The organism is Polaromonas aquatica (genome assembly GCF_042659145.1).
Classification (GTDB): Bacteria; Pseudomonadota; Gammaproteobacteria; order Burkholderiales; family Burkholderiaceae_C; genus Polaromonas; species Polaromonas aquatica.
In genome coordinates this window covers 144,961-160,612 of the sequence record NZ_JBHSRS010000079.1, presented here as the reverse complement: position 1 = coordinate 160,612, position 15,652 = coordinate 144,961, and the positions used below count along the sequence as shown (strand labels likewise).

At 59.2% G+C, this 15,652-nt stretch carries 13 protein-coding genes; 12 read left to right on the top strand and 1 reads right to left on the bottom strand.

Translation table 11 applies throughout. The annotated features are described in order from the left end of the window. Positions 1-192: 192 nt before the first annotated feature. On the bottom strand, positions 193-1,080 hold the full coding sequence (locus ACFQND_RS15890) for a LysR family transcriptional regulator (RefSeq protein WP_371434787.1): 888 nt from the start codon (positions 1,078-1,080) through the stop codon (positions 193-195). Between the two features lie 75 nt (positions 1,081-1,155). Here ACFQND_RS15890 and ACFQND_RS15885 point away from each other — a divergent pair, with 75 nt between their 5' ends. The 12 genes from ACFQND_RS15885 to ACFQND_RS15830 all read left to right on the top strand — a co-directional run bounded on the left by ACFQND_RS15885 (position 1,156) and on the right by ACFQND_RS15830 (position 15,616). Then, positions 1,156-2,217, top strand: a complete 1,062-nt coding sequence (locus ACFQND_RS15885; protein WP_371434788.1) for a four-carbon acid sugar kinase family protein — start codon at positions 1,156-1,158, stop codon at positions 2,215-2,217. Positions 2,218-2,235: 18 nt separating this feature from the next. Beyond that, positions 2,236-3,222: a 4-hydroxythreonine-4-phosphate dehydrogenase PdxA gene (gene pdxA / locus ACFQND_RS15880; RefSeq protein WP_371434789.1), complete on the top strand. Its 987-nt coding sequence runs from the start codon at positions 2,236-2,238 to the stop codon at positions 3,220-3,222. A 22-nt stretch (positions 3,223-3,244) separates the two neighbouring features. Then, positions 3,245-3,928, top strand: coding sequence for a 4-hydroxythreonine-4-phosphate dehydrogenase (locus ACFQND_RS15875; protein ID WP_371434790.1), 684 nt, complete (start codon positions 3,245-3,247; stop codon positions 3,926-3,928). Continuing rightward, entirely contained in the window at positions 3,925-6,489 is a 2,565-nt protein-coding gene (locus ACFQND_RS15870) for a beta strand repeat-containing protein (protein WP_371434791.1), read from the top strand. Before ACFQND_RS15875 ends, ACFQND_RS15870 begins: the two co-directional genes overlap by 4 nt. Before the next feature lie 159 nt (positions 6,490-6,648). Then, positions 6,649-7,784, top strand: a protein-coding gene (locus ACFQND_RS15865; RefSeq protein ID WP_371434792.1) for an IS3 family transposase whose coding sequence is annotated in 2 segments (ribosomal slippage) — positions 6,649-6,892 and positions 6,892-7,784 — 1,137 coding nt in all. Because the reading frame shifts where the segments join, the coding sequence is not laid out codon by codon here. A 359-nt stretch (positions 7,785-8,143) separates the two neighbouring features. Then, positions 8,144-9,796 (top strand): long-chain-fatty-acid--CoA ligase, encoded by a 1,653-nt coding sequence (locus ACFQND_RS15860; RefSeq protein ID WP_371434793.1) that lies wholly within the window; start codon positions 8,144-8,146, stop codon positions 9,794-9,796. Positions 9,797-9,899: 103 nt separating this feature from the next. Continuing rightward, positions 9,900-11,138 carry an ABC transporter substrate-binding protein gene (locus ACFQND_RS15855; protein WP_371434794.1) on the top strand — a complete coding sequence of 413 codons (1,239 nt, stop codon included), beginning with the start codon at positions 9,900-9,902 and terminating at the stop codon, positions 11,136-11,138. A 10-nt stretch (positions 11,139-11,148) separates the two neighbouring features. Beyond that, positions 11,149-12,381, top strand: coding sequence for an NADH:flavin oxidoreductase/NADH oxidase (locus tag ACFQND_RS15850; RefSeq protein WP_371434795.1), 1,233 nt, complete (start codon positions 11,149-11,151; stop codon positions 12,379-12,381). Then, positions 12,378-13,256, top strand: a complete 879-nt coding sequence (locus ACFQND_RS15845; protein ID WP_371434796.1) for an SMP-30/gluconolactonase/LRE family protein — start codon at positions 12,378-12,380, stop codon at positions 13,254-13,256. The genes ACFQND_RS15850 and ACFQND_RS15845 overlap by 4 nt, the downstream gene beginning before the upstream one ends. A gap of 27 nt (positions 13,257-13,283) precedes the next feature. Further along, the gene (locus tag ACFQND_RS15840; protein WP_371434797.1) at positions 13,284-14,045 is read left to right on the top strand and encodes an SDR family NAD(P)-dependent oxidoreductase; all 762 of its coding nucleotides are present in this window, start codon (positions 13,284-13,286) and stop codon (positions 14,043-14,045) included. Between the two features lie 91 nt (positions 14,046-14,136). Next, on the top strand, positions 14,137-14,892 hold the full coding sequence (locus ACFQND_RS15835) for an ABC transporter ATP-binding protein (RefSeq protein ID WP_371434798.1): 756 nt from the start codon (positions 14,137-14,139) through the stop codon (positions 14,890-14,892). Between the two features lie 10 nt (positions 14,893-14,902). Beyond that, positions 14,903-15,616 (top strand): ABC transporter ATP-binding protein, encoded by a 714-nt coding sequence (locus tag ACFQND_RS15830; RefSeq protein ID WP_377414108.1) that lies wholly within the window; start codon positions 14,903-14,905, stop codon positions 15,614-15,616. Positions 15,617-15,652 lie beyond the last annotated feature (36 nt).

Sequence of the window (15,652 nt, the reverse complement as noted above, 5' to 3'; positions counted from 1 at the left end):
TGTAAAGCTCAACCGCTCGAATCCTGTCTTTGTACGAATACATGAACTACCTCCTGGTAGTCCAAGTTTTTGTCCGCATCCCCAATTCAACAGTGCTCGCAATCTGCCTTTTACGGGCAACTTCTTTTAATGATGACACTCTAAATGGCGCATCCATCGCGGTACCGTTGTGAACTAGGGTTCGCTAAAAATTTAAGTAGATTCTCTTTTCAGTACGGCACATCGTTTCACAATCCAGCTAGATAACTTTTGCCTAGCCCCTTCCAGGGGCTGTTTACCTTGCCAAATAAGCCCATACTCGCTGCCGTCGGCCTGAAATCCTGCTGGCGCTATTAGCCGTCCTCTTGCAACGTCATCGACAACCAGCACTTGCGGAGCGATCGCCACGCCAAGGCCTGCAGCTGCAGCTTCAACCGCCAGAAAGTGGTGATCGTGGTAGCGAATTTCCGAAGGGCGGGGTGCTGAGGGGGTAGCTGTAAGCCACTGCTTCCATGCAACAGGTCTCGTCTTTGAACCCAAAGCGATGTACGCCCCGCGATTGAATGCGGGTAGAAGATCGGGGATCATCACAGGCCCAACTTTCTCGGGGAACAGGCGCCTAACTTGCCAGTCACTGGGTAGCGCAAAGTCGAGTCTTCGAATGGCCAAATTGATGCGATCGCGTCGAAACTCCACCGGACCACCACCCACCGACAGATGGAGTGCGATGTCTGGATGCATGTTCTGGAAGTCGGCGAGGCGAGGGATAAGCCAGCGCATCGCGACGGAGGGTTCACATGAGAGTACCAACGTACTTTGTTCGGAACTGGCTGCCCGCAAGTTCTCCACCGTGGAGCCCAGTTCACTGATGAACCTGCTCACCGTGAGATGGAGTGTCTGCCCGGCTGGTGTCAGTTTCAGTCCTCGCCCATCCCTTTCAAAGAGTTGAAAGCCCAGGTTATTCGCCAGGTTCGTGATGCGGCGACTCACTGCCCCATGCGTAAGCGCAAGGCTATCCGCTGCTTCACGGACTGAGCCTGCTCGGGCGACTGCTTCAAAAGCTCGCAGGTCATCGAGCGACGGAATGATTTGACGATTCATTGGTTAGATTTTGTCACCAAAATTGATCAAAAACAATCGCTATTCAGAGAGGAGGCTGGCTTTCATAATTTACCTATGAACACCAGTCGTGTTTTCGAATTCGGTATCATCGGGGATGACTTAACGAGCGCAGCTGACGGCGCCGGTGCCTTTGCTACCTACGGTCAAGTGGCTCGGATCTGCAGAGGTAGGGCTCCAAGCAGGGACGCTCTGATCGTAGCTGTCGATTGCGGTTCACGCGCTGTGGGGGAGCCCGAAGCGGTCCGGCGCGTCTCTGATTCGACGCTGCTGCTGAAGTCAAAGCATATTCTTTACAAGACAGTAGATTCCACTCTGCGTGGTCATGTTAAGGCTGAGCTAGCGGCCTGCCTGCAAGTCAGCGGCCGAAAGACTCTGGTGTTCGGTCCCGCCTTTCCCGCAGCTGGTCGTACGACGGTAGCTGGAATTCAATTGGTTGATGGGATACCGGTCGCCGAAAGTTCCTATGGCAGCGACCCCGTACATCCGGCTCGGCATTCGAGCTTGGCTGAGTTGGTACCTGACTCCGCGACAGACGTCATCATTCTCAATGCGAGTACCCAGGATGAGCTGGATGCCAAGGTAGCTGCGCTGCCCGAACCGCAAAACATTTTGTGGGCAGGATCGCCGGGCATGGCAATGGCGCTCGCGAGCCGATTTGCATTGTCATCGGATGTCCCGGTCACTTTGCCCAGGGTCAAAGGCGGCTTTCTGATCGTCGTTGGCAGTGCCAACAAGCGCAGCCACTGTCAAGCCAACGCCGTGGCACAACACCCCGACGTCACTGTGTTGTGCGCGCCGCGCGAGCGTAGAGCCGAACCGAAGGTATTGCTGTGGGCTCTCGCAGAACAGTCCATTGAAGTGCTGCGCACCCGGCGCATCGGTGTCGTCATTGCAACTGGCGGCGACACGATGGAGGCGATTCTGGACCGGCTGGGAGTCGGTGAGTTTGAAATCCTCCACGAGATCGCTCCCGGCTTTCCCTTGGGCCGAGCCTTACTTGATAACGGAAGCGAATTGCTCATCGCCATGAAGGCAGGCGGCTTCGGCGATGACCAAGTCCTGGTGCGCGCCGTAACGCGCCTGCGCGCGACCTCGGCGGTTGCCCACTCCTCATAACCAGCAAGAGAAACCGATATGAAAAGCTCCCCTCCATTGGCAATCACCATGGGCGATCCCTCTGGCATCGGTCCGGAAGTTATTGCTAAGACCCTAGCCCACGGTGGAGAGCGGGCGGTCGTGTTCGGCAGTTATGCCGTCATGGAATTCATCGTGCGTTTGCTGGGACTGGATGTGAAGGTTCGACAGATTGAAACACCTGCGCAAGCGCATTTCGAGCCCCGCACGATTGAATTAATTGAGTGTACACGAATCAGCGTTCATCCTGCTTTCGGCCGCATCAGCGCCGTTGCCGGTCGAGCCGCTTTCGACGGCGTTGTCGCCGCCATTGAAGCGGCCAAGAGTGGAACTGTCAGCGGCATCGTCACTGCGCCTCTCAACAAGCAGGCGATGGGAAGCGCGGGCATCCCCTATCCAGGTCACACCGAAATCCTCGCCCACTACACGGGTTCCAAGCGCGTTGCCATGATGCTGGCGAACGAAGATATTCGCACCGTGCTGGTGACGGTGCACACCTCGCTGCGCAGGGCCATTCAAGAGGCTGACTATGAGGCACAGATGTCAGCCATCCGACTGGCTCATGAAGGCGGCAGGACTTTGGGTTTCGCCAGGCCTCGTATCGCTGTGGCTGGACTCAATCCTCACGCGGGCGAGGGGGGGAAGTTTGGAGATGAGGAAGGCAGGATCATCCGGCCTGCGGTCGAGGCCGCGCGCGCCGAGGGTATTGACGCCAGCGGTCCTCACCCAGGCGACACGGTGTATATGCACGCGCGCAAGGGCCACTTCGACATCGTCGTCGCCCAGTACCACGATCAAGGTCTGATTCCCGTGAAGTATCTGGGACTGAGGAAGGGCGTAAACATCACGCTCGGACTGCCTTTTGTGCGTACCAGCCCTGACCACGGCACCGCATTCGACATCGCAGGCCACGGCATTGCCGACCACACAAGCTTTCAAACCGCGTTGGCGTACGCCAGGCGGCTCATAGCCGCGCAGCCGGCATGACCGTCAGGAAAGGAACATTGCGATGACGCTGCGCTTTGTATTCATGCTCACTCGCCACGATCGCACCGTTCCGGATGCAATGGTTTACTTGAAAGCGGCCCAAGCTGTGGGTATCCAGGACATAGGTTTCAAGGACATCGGACTGCCGCCGGCACAGCTCAAGGACCTCAACGAGGCCATCCATGCCGGTGGTGCAACATCGTATCTGGAAGTTGTGTCGTTGGATCGCGAATGGGAAATCGAATCTGCGAAGGCCGCCACAAAAATCGGAGTGGATGCCTTGCTTGGCGGCACGCGAGTCGGTGACGTACTTCCCATCCTGCAGGGGACCGGCATCCGCTACTACCCCTTTCCGGGGCGTATCACGGGCCACCCGAGTGTGCTGGAAGGCAGCATCGAAGAAATCGTAGACAGTGCACGGGTCCTTTGTAAATTTGAAGGTGTGCACGGGCTGGATCTGCTTGCCTATCGGTCCAGAGAAGACGCCCCCACTCTGATGAAAGCTGTCTGCGAGGCAGTGGACAAGCCCGTCATTGTGGCTGGTTCCATCGACACGCCCGAGCGGATAGGCGTGGTCCAGCGCTCGGGCGCGGCGGCGTTCACGATTGGCACCGCGGTGCTGGACGGCAAGTATCCAGCGACACGCAAGGATACGCGCGGCCAACTATCGGCAGTTCTTCGAGATATCCGCAGGTTATGCAAATGAGCAGTGCCATGCCTCTTTTTCAGCGTCCAGTGAGATCAGCCAGAATTGAAGTGATTCGCGCAGCAGCTTTGCGTGCGTGGGGACGCGATCTTCGGCGGTTACTCTGTGTCATCAGTCTTGCCCTCGGCATGCCAAATGTGATGGCTCAGGTGTGCGCGGCACCCGGCGCTGAGGGGGCTGTCACGGTCACTGCGGTCAGCGTACTCAACCGCTACTACTCCGGCACTGGCTCCGGGGGTAGCGGCAGCACTGTAGGCTATGAGAGCAACGTGTCACAAGGGGCCGGGCCATCCATTGCTGCAGGTGATCTGGTGCTGGTGATGCAGATGCAGGACGGCACCGGCGGCAACAATGCGAACTCGGCCGCTTATTCATTTCCCGCGGCGGCGGCAGGCAAGTACGAGTTTGCACGAGTGCGGTCGCTGGGCACCAACCTGCTTAACCTGACATCCAATCTCACCAATACCTACACCCAGAACAGGTCAAGTACAAATAACCAGACCTATCAAGTCATCAGGGTGCCTCAGTATTCAAACTTGGTGATCAACTCCGGCGCGTCGATCGTACCGGTAGCGTGGAATGGCACTTCCGGCGGCGTGGTGGCGGTTGATGTGGCCGGCACCTTCACGAATAACGGTCGTGTGGATGTTTCCTATGCCGGCTTTCGCGGCAACGCTGGGGTGAATCTCGGCGGTGTTTCGGGTGCTAGCGCCCTTACAAGCAGCAGCTACGACCGCGTAAGACCTGACAACTACACTGCTCATGGCGGCAAGGGCGAAGGAACGGCTGGCACACCAGATCAAGTACTTGCAGTTTTCTCCGCGCCGGGTGTCCTGCTCACTTCGGGCAGCACTTCGGCCAACGGTTCAGTGACCAATGCCACGGTGAGCTCCCAATCGATCGCGACCAACAACACCTACCTGTCCCCGCAATCACCACGCAGTTACAGTGGCGGCTCGCGAGCGGCTGGTTCGCCTGGAAATGCGGGGGGCGGAGGTGATGACGCACTTCCAAGCACTAACGGGCAAAACTCGGGTGGTGGTGGGGGCGCCAACTTCGGGGCTGGCGGCGTGGGCGGGGTTAGCTTCCTCAGCGCCCAGAATGTAGGGGGCCGTGGCGGGAATACGGCTGCGCTCAGCATTAACAACAAACTCACCATGGGTGGGGGCGGTGGCAGTGCCTCCGGGAACAATGGGTACGCATTGGACATGTCCGGGGGCGCGGGCGGGGGAGTGATCTTCATCAAGGCGGGCACTGTGGCCGGCACAGGTGCGTTGGTGGCCAACGGGCAGGCTGGCCGTTCGATTCCTTTACTGGGCGGCAACTGCCCGGCCAATACTTATACGGGTTGCGTCGGGGCCGGCGGCGGGGGAGCGGGAGGAGCGATCGTCGTGCTGGCCTCTTCAGGAACGATTGCTTCAGCGCAGGCGGCGGGCGGACAGGGCGGTAATGTCAATGGCAACACCCATGGGCCAGGAGGCGGTGGCGGTGGTGGGCTGATTGTGCGAAGCAGCGGAGTTGGATTGACCGCCAATACTGTCGCGGGGGGCATCGGTGGCCTCGCCAACAGTGGCGGCACGCCCACGGACTACGGCGCGACTGCCGGTGCAGTCGGCTCCTCAACCACAGTGACTAACACGGGGTTGCCGGCTACCGCTGGCGGGCTACCGGCCAACTGTTTGCCCGGCCTGATCACGACCAAATCCACCTCAACGCCGGCCGCTACCACGCCGATACTGACGCCAGGAACCACAACTTACTCAATCGCGGTGGCCAACCCGGCTGGCGAGGGAGATGCACGCGGGGTGGTAATCTACGACCCGACACTTCCGGGAGGCTCAGGGACATTTGCTGCGTTGCCAGCGCCTGTATTGAGCTTCAGCACAAACCCCACTGTGTGCGCGCTGAGCACTCGTACGGCGGTCTTGAACCCGACCGTGGGTACATCAACGGCTTTGAATATTGGCACTTTCAGCCTGCCCGGCGGGTGCGCCCTCACCTATACCTTTGCCGTTAACCTTCCGGTGACGATACCTAGTGGCACCTACCAGAACTCCGCTGTTGCCTACTTCCTCGATCCCACCGACAGCAGCGGCGCCCGAACGGTGACGGCCGCGCTGCCACCAGCCGCTAGTGGACTCACGGCCAACACAACCTTCAGCACCGGCGGGGCGGTAGGAGGCAGCAACTACGACGGGAACAACATTGCCGCCACAGCCGATGATATTCGTTTGCAGAGGACTGCCAATTTACAGATCACGAAGACAAACGGCACAACTTCTGTCGTGGCTGGCCAAAGCACGACCTATACCGTCACTGCGAGCAATTTCGGGCCCGCTGATGGGTCGGGGGTTTCGCTTCAGGACCCCGTGTCGCCCGGCCTCCAATGCACGGCAGTTACCTGTGTGGCGGCCAGCGGAGGAGCAGCATGTCCATCTCCTTCGAATGTAAACATGGCCAATCTGCAGGGGGCAGGCATTGTTCTCGATGCATTTCCTGCGAATTCATCGCTTACCTTCTCGATCGGTTGCGGCGTAACGGCCACTGGGCAACCACCCTGAGATGTACCGCTATGAACTGAGATAATTCACGACTGGATAAGCGGCACCGGTTGTCTGTGGGCGGCAATGTGCGTGTGGGCTTGGAAGACAACCTCTGGATTGGACTTCCCACGGTCTGGTAGACAGTTCGGGCCTATGATTTTTTCATAGGAGCAAGCCATGAGCATTCAACGTTTTCCACCGGAATTCAAGGAAGAAGCAGTACGCCAAATCGTCGAGCGAGGTTACTCAGTTGCCGAGGTATCGGCCCGGTTAGGAGTTTCAGCCCATAGCCTTTACAAGTGGGTGAAGGCGATCAAGCCAGACAAGACTGAGCAGCATGCGACAGAGCTGATTGCCGCCAAAAGTGAAATTCTCAGGCTTCGCGCGCAACTTCACCGCACCGAAGAGGAGCGCGATATCCTAAAAAAGGCCGCTCGGTACTTTGCAATGGAGCAAGAGTAAAGTACCGCTTTATCAATGAGCATCGCAATGAGTATCGGGTTGCGACCATGTGCCGTGTCTTAAAGGTCGCTCGCGCCGGCTTTTACGAGTGGCTGCACAAACCCTTGTCAGATCGAGCCATGGAGGACCAACGTCTACTGAGCCTGATCAGGGACTCCTATGTGGCCAGTGGTGGTGTTTACGGCTCACCACGCGTCTTTGCTGACCTACGTGAAGCTGGTCAAACATGCGGCAAACACCGGGTAGCCAGAATCATGCATGCCAACAAGATCAAGGCGGTGCGGGGGTACAAGTCACCCCGAACTGTCATTGGACGCCCCTCGATTGTCTCGCCCAACAGGCTCAACAGAGAATTCACCGTTGATGAACCTGATCGGGTATGGGTGACCGACATCACTTACATCCGTACTTGGCAGGGGTGGCTTTACCTGGCAGTGGTCATGGACTTGTACGCGCGCAAGGTAGTGGGCTGGTCAATGAAGCCCACCATTGCCCGAGAAATCGTTCTGGACGCTTTGATGATGGCGGTTTGGAGGCGACGGCCTACGAAAAGTGTCCTCGTTCATTCAGACCAGGGCAGCCAGTACGGTAGCGATGACTGGAAACGTTTCTGTGATGCCAACAACCTTGAACCCAGCATGAGCCGGCGAGGCAACTGCTGGGATAACGCAGTGGCCGAGTCCTTCTTCAGTAGTTTGAAGAAGGAACGAATTAGAAAACGGATCTATAAAACGCGTGACCTGGCCCGTGCAGATGTGTTTGATTGCATTGAGGGTTTCTACAATCGAGTCCGCCGTCACACTCACTTGGGTGGCGTCAGCCCTGAAGCATTTGAACGTGCCTCAGTTTGAGGCCAGGATTTGTCAACCGTTCCGTGGGAAGTCCACAAGCGTGCGTGGAAATCTACATTCAGGTGCTGCCTGGCTGCTGGTCAGGACCAGTGTTGCGCAGAAAATCAGCCGCCAGCCTGATAAGAGTGGAAATTGCTACCCAAAAAATGGCTAACTGGCAAGCTCATTTTCACCTACATTTTCCACTTTTTTTTTGATTCCAAAAGATCTGAAACTGATATGCTTTGTTTACTTACCTGTCGGCATGTAAGTTTGCAGAATCCATGGTTTTACAGGCTTCCGGCGGTGCTTTTTAGGCTGGGTAGGCGGTCATCAGGCTGCTAGCCCTGGCGTTGGATACGAAGAAAGAAGAGACGAAGATGACAATTTTGGGTTTGATGCAGCAGCAGCCGCTGCTTATTTCCGGGTTGATAGAGCACGCGGCCATGCACCATGGCGGCGTGGAGATCGTCTCGCACGTTTCTGACAACAGCATTTACCGGTCGACATGGGGCAATGTGCGTAACCGGGCCAAAAAACTGGCCAACGCGCTGACCGCCCTGGGCGTCAAGCCGGGGCAGCGTGTTGCCACACTGGCATGGAATACGCACCGGCACCTGGAGTTGTACTTTGCGGTGTCCGGCATGGGCGCTGTGTCGCATACCGTCAATCCGAGGCTGTTTGCCGAGCAGATCAGCTACATCATCAACCATGCGGCTGATGAATATGTGTTCTTTGATCTCGGGTTTGCGGACCAGCTGGTGGCAATTGCCGATCAGCTTCCATTGGTCAAGGGTTTTGTCGCGCTGTGCGAACGCAGCGAGATGCCGGAGCTGGCATTGGCCAATCTGCTTTGTTATGAAGACCTGATAGACAAGGCCTCCCCCGACTACGAATGGCCCAGGCTGGACGAGCACACCGCCTCCTCGCTCTGCTACACCTCGGGCACCACGGGCAATCCAAAGGGTGTGCTGTACAGCCACCGTTCAACCGTCCTGCATTCGTGGACTGCCTGTACTGTTGACGGCCTGGGCCTTTCGACGCGCGACAGCGTGCTGCTCGCCGTTCCCATGTTCCACGTCAATGCCTGGGGCATTCCTTATGCTGCGGCCATGTGCGGTGCCAAGCTGGTTTTGCCCGGGCCAGGCGTGAGCGGCGACAAGCTCTACGCGCACATGCGCGATGAAGGCTGCACCTTCTCGCTGGGCGTGCCGACCGTCTGGCTGGGCTTCTTCAACTACATTGAAACCAACAAGGACAAGCTGGACCTCAAGCAGATCAAGCTGGCGCGTGTTGTGGTCGGCGGCTCAGCCGCACCGCGCGCCATTGTCGAAAAGTTCCACGACCTGTTCGGCGCCTACCTGATCCATGCCTGGGGCATGACAGAAACCAGCCCGCTGGCGACCATCGGTAACCTGCTGCCCGCGCACGATGCGCTGCCGCTGGCCAGCCGCTTTGACATCCAGGCCAAACAGGGCCGTGCCATTTTCGGCGTTGAAGTGGACATCTTCAGCCCTGACGGCGAGCGCCTGCCGCATGACGGCACCTCCGTTGGTGAAATCAAGGTCCGCGGCCCCTGGGTGGTGTCCGCCTACTACGGCGACAAGCCCGGCGCCGCAACGAATGAGGACGGCTGGTTCGGCACTGGTGACGTCGCGCAGATAGACAGGGACGGCTTTGTGCAGATCACGGACCGCACCAAGGATGTCATCAAATCCGGCGGCGAATGGATTTCGTCCATCGACCTTGAAAATGTTGCTGTTGGCCACCCCAAGGTGCGCGAGGCTGCGGTCATAGGCGTGGCGCACAGCAAATGGCAGGAGCGTCCGCTGCTCATCATCGTGCCCAAGCCGGGTGAAAAAATCACCGCAGCAGAAATGACCGACTTCATGAAGGACCGCGTCGTGCGCTGGTGGTTGCCGGACGATGTGGTCTTTGTTGAAGACCTGCCGCACACGGCGACCGGCAAGCTGCTCAAGACCAAGCTGCGCGAACAGTTCAAGGGGCATCGCCTGAGCACGGACCGGGCCTGACCGGGCGCGTCTTGGCGGACGTTTTCGGCGGGCGAATGCCCCTGAAAGCGTCCCTGGGGTTTTATCGAAAGTCAGTAAGTTAATCAATTACCAGGAGACAAGCATGAAAGTTTTCCCATCATTGAAGAAGATGTCCCGGCTGGCCCTCGCGGCTGCCGGAAGCAGTGTCCTGCTGGCTGCGATGCCTGCGCAGGCCCAGATCAGCGACGATGTGGTGCGCATAGGCGTGATGGCCGACCAGACCGGCACCTATTCCGGCAACGGCGGCCCGGGCTCTTCCGTCGCGGTGCGCATGGCGGTTGAGGATTTCGGCGGAAAAGTGCTGGGCAAGCCGATTGAAGTCGTCACCGCAGACGACCAGAACAAACCCAACGTGGGCATCAACATGGCCCGCCAGTGGATAGAGAACGACAAGTTCGACGCCATCGTGGGTGGCTCGGCTTCGTCAATCGCATTTGGCGTATCGAGCATGATGAAGGAAAAGAAAAAGCCCTACCTGATCGCCGGCACGGTGTCGTCCGACCTGACGGGCAAGCAGTGCTCCCCGATGACTGTCCAGTTCATCGTTGACACCTACCAGTTGGCCAATGCCGGCGTCACGGCGCTGTTGAAGCAGGGCGTCAAGTCATTCTTCTTCATCACCGTGGACTACGCTTTTGGCGCGGCTCTGCAGGCAGATGCCACCAAGTTCATCGAAGCCGGCGGCGGCAAGGTGGTGGGTTCCGTGCGCCACCCGCTGGGTGCCTCGGACTACTCGTCCTACCTGCTGCAGGCACAAGCCAGCAAGGCCCAGGCCATCGTGGTATTGAATGCCGGCCTGGACCTGACCAATGCCCTCAAGCAGGCGGCTGAATACAAGCTGGCCCGCAACGGCCAGAAAGTCGGCGTGTTCGGCATGACTATCAACAGCGTCTCCGCCATGGGCCTGGATGTTGCGCAAGGCCTGCAGATCACGGCACCGTTTTACTGGGACCGTGACGCTGATTCGCGTGCGTGGGCCAAGCGCTTCACGGAGAAAAACGGCGGCGTGATCCCGACCTATATCCATGCCGGTGCCTACAGCGCTGCCATGCACTACCTGAAGGCTGTGCAGGCAGCCGGCACCGACGAGGGTGTTGCAGTCATGGCCAAAATGAAGGCAACGCCCATCAACGACTTTTCAATGAAGAATGTGAAAATCCGCGAAGACGGCCAGGTCATGCGCCCCACCTATGCGATCACGGTCAAGACGCCTGCAGAATCCAAGGGCAAGTTCGATTTGTATAAAGTCGGCGCGGAAATTCCTGGCGACCAGGTGTTCCGTTCGCTGGCTGACGGCGGTTGCGACTTCGTGAAGAAATAAGGACCCGGGCATGCCAGTCAGCGGAGTACCCCTGCAGGAAGCGGATGCCCATGGCGCCGCGCTGTTCCAGCCCTACAAGGTGCGCGGCGTCGTCGCGCGGAACCGGGTCGTGATCGCGCCCATGCAGCAGTACTCTGCTGTGGACGGCCATGCGGCCGACTGGCATGTCGTGCACCTGGGCCGTTTCGCGCTCGGTGGCGCCGGTATCGTGTTTGTCGAATCGACGGCCGTGGAAGCGCGTGGCCGCAACGCGCACGGTGACACGGGCTTGTGGAAAGACAGCCAGATTGAGCCGCTTCGCCGGGTGGCGAAGGTGCTCAAGGACAACGGTGCCGTGCCTGCCATACAGCTGGGCCACACCGGCCGCAAGGGCGCACTGCAGCCGCCCTGGGGCGGGCACAGCCACCTGAATAAAGATGATGCCGCTCGCGGCGAAGGCGCCTGGCCGGTGGTGGGGCCCAGTGCGCTGCCGGTCGGTGAAGGCTGGCAAGTGCCTGCGGCTCTGGGCACCGACGAAGTCAAGGCGTTGGTACAGGCCTGGGGCGACGCGGCCCATCGCGCGGCCCAGGCCGGTTTTGAAATGCTGGAGGTGCATGGCGCACACGGCTACCTGATCCACCAGTTCCTGTCGCCCATATCGAATGCGCGCACCGACGAGTACGGCGGCAGTGTGGAATACCGCCACCGTTTTGCGCTGGAAGTGGCAGAGGCGGTGCGTTCCAGGTGGCCTGCGCACCTGCCATTGTTCTGGCGCATTTCTCTCGCAGACCTGGACCATGAATTGAGCATGGACGAACTGGTCAGCCTGCTGAGGGCGCTGAAGTTGCGTGGTGTCGATGTCGTGGACTGTTCGTCGGGCGGCGGTATCTCAAACTACCCGACCGATGGCCCACGCGTGCCGCGCGGCCTGGAGTTCCGTGCCGGAGACGGTCAGAAAATCAAGGCCATGACCGGCATGGATGTGATGGCCGTGGGCCTGATCATCGACCCGCAGCATGCCGAGGCCATACTCAACGCCGACCAGGCGGACCTGATCGCCATCGGCCGCGAGGCGCTGTTCAACCCGAACTGGGCAGTGCATGCGCAAATATCGCTGGGCGCCAATAAGGATTACGAACTCTGGCCACGGCAGCACAGCTCGTATCTGGCCAAGCGCGCCGGCCTGGCCGATCCTCTGCGCAACACCGTCCTGCAACGTGACGCATCGCGCATGCTTTCCTCTACCCCGCGAGTTGCAGCATGACCCGCATCGACATCGTTACCGGTAAACGCGACGAGCTGGGCGAATGCCCGCTTTGGGATGAGCGCACGCAGTCGCTTTTCTGGATTGACTCACATGCACGCCTGGTGCGGCGCCTGACACCGGCCAATGGCGAATACCGCGAGTGGCTGCTCCCATCGGCCATAGGCTCCATCGCCCTGTGTGAAAGCGGCCGCCTCCTGGTCGCGCTGGCCAGCGAGTTCAGCTACCTCGACCTTGCCACCGGCCAGCTCCAGAAAATCGCCGGCGTGACGCACGCCGAAGAAAAAATCCGCATGAATGACGGCCGTACCGATCGGGCCGGGCGTTTTGTGGCCGGCTCCCTCGTGATGGGCCGCAATGAAAAGCTGGGCGCACTTTACCAGCTGGATTCAGGCGGCAAGGTTCAGGTGCTCGACAAGGGCTTTGCCATTTCAAACGGTACCTGTTTCAGCCCGGACGGGCGCTGGCTGTATTTCACCGACAGCCGTACGCGCAAGATCATGCGCTACAGCTACGACATTGCGAGCGGAAAAGCGGGCACGCCAACGGTTTTTATAGATACGGAGCCGCTCGGTTCTGCCGGTGACGGTGCCACGGTAGACCGCGAAGGCCATTTGTGGACTGCGCTGGTCGAGATCGGCAAGCTGGGCCGCTTCACACCTGAGGGCAAGCTGGATCGCCTTATCGACATGCCGGTGCGTTACGTCACTTGCCCCTGTTTTGGTGGCCGGAATCTCGACATTCTTTATGTCACCAGCATCAGCAACAGCGGCAATGTATTGAAGGATGACCATCCCGATGCCGGCGCGCTGTTTGCCATTCACGGCATGGGCGTGCAGGGCCTGCCCGAAGTGCGCTTTGCCGACAAGACCTGAAACATTCAAACAGACAAGGAAACAGAAGTGAACGAAGCTAAAAAGCGCCTGGAAGGAAAAGTTGCCCTGATTACCGGTGGCGCACGCGGCATAGGCCGCAGCATTGCAGATGCCATGGCCGCCGAAGGTGCGGTGGTCGGCGTGCTGGACCTGCGCGAAGACCTGGCCCAGGCGGCTGCCGACGAGATCAAGGCAACAGGCGCCCAGGCCATGGCTTTTGGCGGCAATGTCGCCGAACGCGACACCTTCGTCAAGGCCGTCACGGCCATGAAGCAGGCGCACGGGCACTTTGACATCATCGTCAACAACGCCATCTGGGTCCGCTACGGCCCCATCGCCGACATCACACCTGAAATGCTCAACCGCATGGTCGGCACTGGTTTCAATTCGGTGGTCTGGGGCATACAGGTCGGGGCCGAAGCCATGACAGAAGGCGGCAGCATCATCAATATAGCCTCTGCTGCAGCTTTTCTTGGTGTGCCTGAAGCCATGGTGTACGGGGGCGTCAAGGCCGGTGTGCTGGGCCTGACCCGATCTTCGGCGGTAGACCTTGGCCCGCGCGGCATTCGCGTTAACGCCGTCTGCCCCGGTTCGGTGCTCACTGAGGGTATGCAGAACAATGTCACGCCAGAAAAGATCGCCGTGCGCGCCCAACGCACACCGCTGCGCCGTCTTGGCGAGGTGCAGGACATTGCCAGCGCGGCCATGTTCCTCGCATCATCCGAAAGCAGCTGGATCACCGGCACGTCCATCCTTGTGGACGGCGGCGTGACACATGCGCTGCTCTGATCCGCCGGGACAAGTACACCAAAGAAAAACGGGAGACAAGAATTGAACGACCAGGCTTTTAAAGGGCCGGCCGCTGTACCGGGAGTTAGCCATGAATGAGCCCTTCATTCTTGAGGCAACCGGCCTGAGCAAGCAGTTCCGCGGCTTTTATGCCGTGAAGGACGTGAACCTCAGCGTGCGCCGCAATACCATCCATGCCTTGATTGGCCCAAACGGCGCCGGAAAGACGACATGCTTCAACCTGCTGACGACTTTTCTCACGCCGACGGCAGGCACGATCCTTTTTAATGGCCGGGATATTTCCAGAAGCGACCCAGCCACAGTGGCCTCCAAAGGGCTGGTGCGCTCCTTCCAGATTTCTGCGGTGTTTGGCCAGATGACGGTGCTTGAGAACGTACGTGTCGCGCTGCAGCGCAAGGCGGGCATGACCTGGGCCTTCTGGCGCAGGGATAAATCGCTCAAGGTGCTGGATACCCGCGCGCTTGAGTTGATAGAGATGGTTGGCCTCACGCGTTATGTTGACACGCCGGCGGTGTCGCTGTCCTACGGGCGCAAGCGCGTGCTGGAGCTGGCTACCACCATCGCCCTTGACCCGGAGATGATCCTGCTGGACGAGCCCATGGCGGGCCTGGGCCATGAAGACATAGGCCCTGTGATGCAGATCATCCGCGATGTGGCCAAAGGCCGCACCATCCTGATGGTTGAGCACAACATGAAGGTCATTGCCGAACTGTGCGACCGTGTCACGGTGCTGCAGTCGGGGCAGATCCTGGCAGAAGGCACGTACGACGAAGTCTCGCGCGACCCGGCAGTTATTGAAGCTTATGTGGGAGGCGCCAATGACTGAAGCAAACAGCATGGCATCTGGCCAACCGCTTTGCCTGTCGGTGAAGGGCCTGGTAGGCCACTATGGCGAGAACCTGGCACTGCATGACATCAACCTCGAAGTGCGCAAAGGCGAAGTCGTTTGCCTGCTGGGGCGTAACGGAGCCGGCAAGACCACAACACTGCGTGCGGTGGTGGGCTTGCTCGAAAAACGCTCGGGACACATAGAGATCAACGGCCAGCAGACGACGTCCATGCTCCCGGAAGCGATTGCCAGACTCGGCGTTGCCTATTGCCCGGAAGAGCGCGGTATTTTTTCCAGCCTGAGCACCGAAGAGAACCTGCTGTTGCCGCCTGTGCTGCGCCCGGGCGGCCTGACTGTCGATGAAATCTACACGCTGTTTCCCAATCTCAAGGAGCGCCGGCACAGCCAGGGCACAAAGCTATCCGGCGGCGAGCAGCAGATGCTGGCCATCGCGCGCATCCTGCGCACCGGTGCGAACTTCCTGTTGCTGGACGAATGCACCGAAGGCCTGGCTCCTGTGATTGTTTCCAAGATAGGCCAGACCATACGCATGCTCAAGGAGCGCGGCTTCACCGTGCTGATGGTGGAGCAGAACTTCAGGTTCGCCTCCAAGGTGGCGGACCGGTTTTACGTGATTGAGGAAGGTGTCGTGGTTGACCACTTCCGCCGTGAAGACATCGCCGGGGACCTGGCGCGTATTGAAAGCCTGCTCGGACTATGAAGCTCAACAAACAACAACCCGCATGTTCCGGTGCTG

Excerpts from the sequence above, each read along its gene's own strand:
- ACFQND_RS15890 (WP_371434787.1), bottom strand. The coding sequence starts at position 1,080 with ATGAATCGTCAAATCATTCCGTCGCTCGATGACCTGCGAGCTTTTGAA.
- ACFQND_RS15885 (WP_371434788.1), top strand. The coding sequence starts at position 1,156 with ATGAACACCAGTCGTGTTTTCGAATTCGGTATCATCGGGGATGACTTA.
- pdxA (WP_371434789.1), top strand. The coding sequence starts at position 2,236 with ATGAAAAGCTCCCCTCCATTGGCAATCACCATGGGCGATCCCTCTGGC.
- ACFQND_RS15875 (WP_371434790.1), top strand. The coding sequence starts at position 3,245 with ATGACGCTGCGCTTTGTATTCATGCTCACTCGCCACGATCGCACCGTT.
- ACFQND_RS15870 (WP_371434791.1), top strand. The coding sequence starts at position 3,925 with ATGAGCAGTGCCATGCCTCTTTTTCAGCGTCCAGTGAGATCAGCCAGA.
- ACFQND_RS15860 (WP_371434793.1), top strand. The coding sequence starts at position 8,144 with ATGACAATTTTGGGTTTGATGCAGCAGCAGCCGCTGCTTATTTCCGGG.
- ACFQND_RS15855 (WP_371434794.1), top strand. The coding sequence starts at position 9,900 with ATGAAAGTTTTCCCATCATTGAAGAAGATGTCCCGGCTGGCCCTCGCG.
- ACFQND_RS15850 (WP_371434795.1), top strand. The coding sequence starts at position 11,149 with ATGCCAGTCAGCGGAGTACCCCTGCAGGAAGCGGATGCCCATGGCGCC.
- ACFQND_RS15845 (WP_371434796.1), top strand. The coding sequence starts at position 12,378 with ATGACCCGCATCGACATCGTTACCGGTAAACGCGACGAGCTGGGCGAA.
- ACFQND_RS15835 (WP_371434798.1), top strand. The coding sequence starts at position 14,137 with ATGAATGAGCCCTTCATTCTTGAGGCAACCGGCCTGAGCAAGCAGTTC.
- ACFQND_RS15830 (WP_377414108.1), top strand. The coding sequence starts at position 14,903 with ATGGCATCTGGCCAACCGCTTTGCCTGTCGGTGAAGGGCCTGGTAGGC.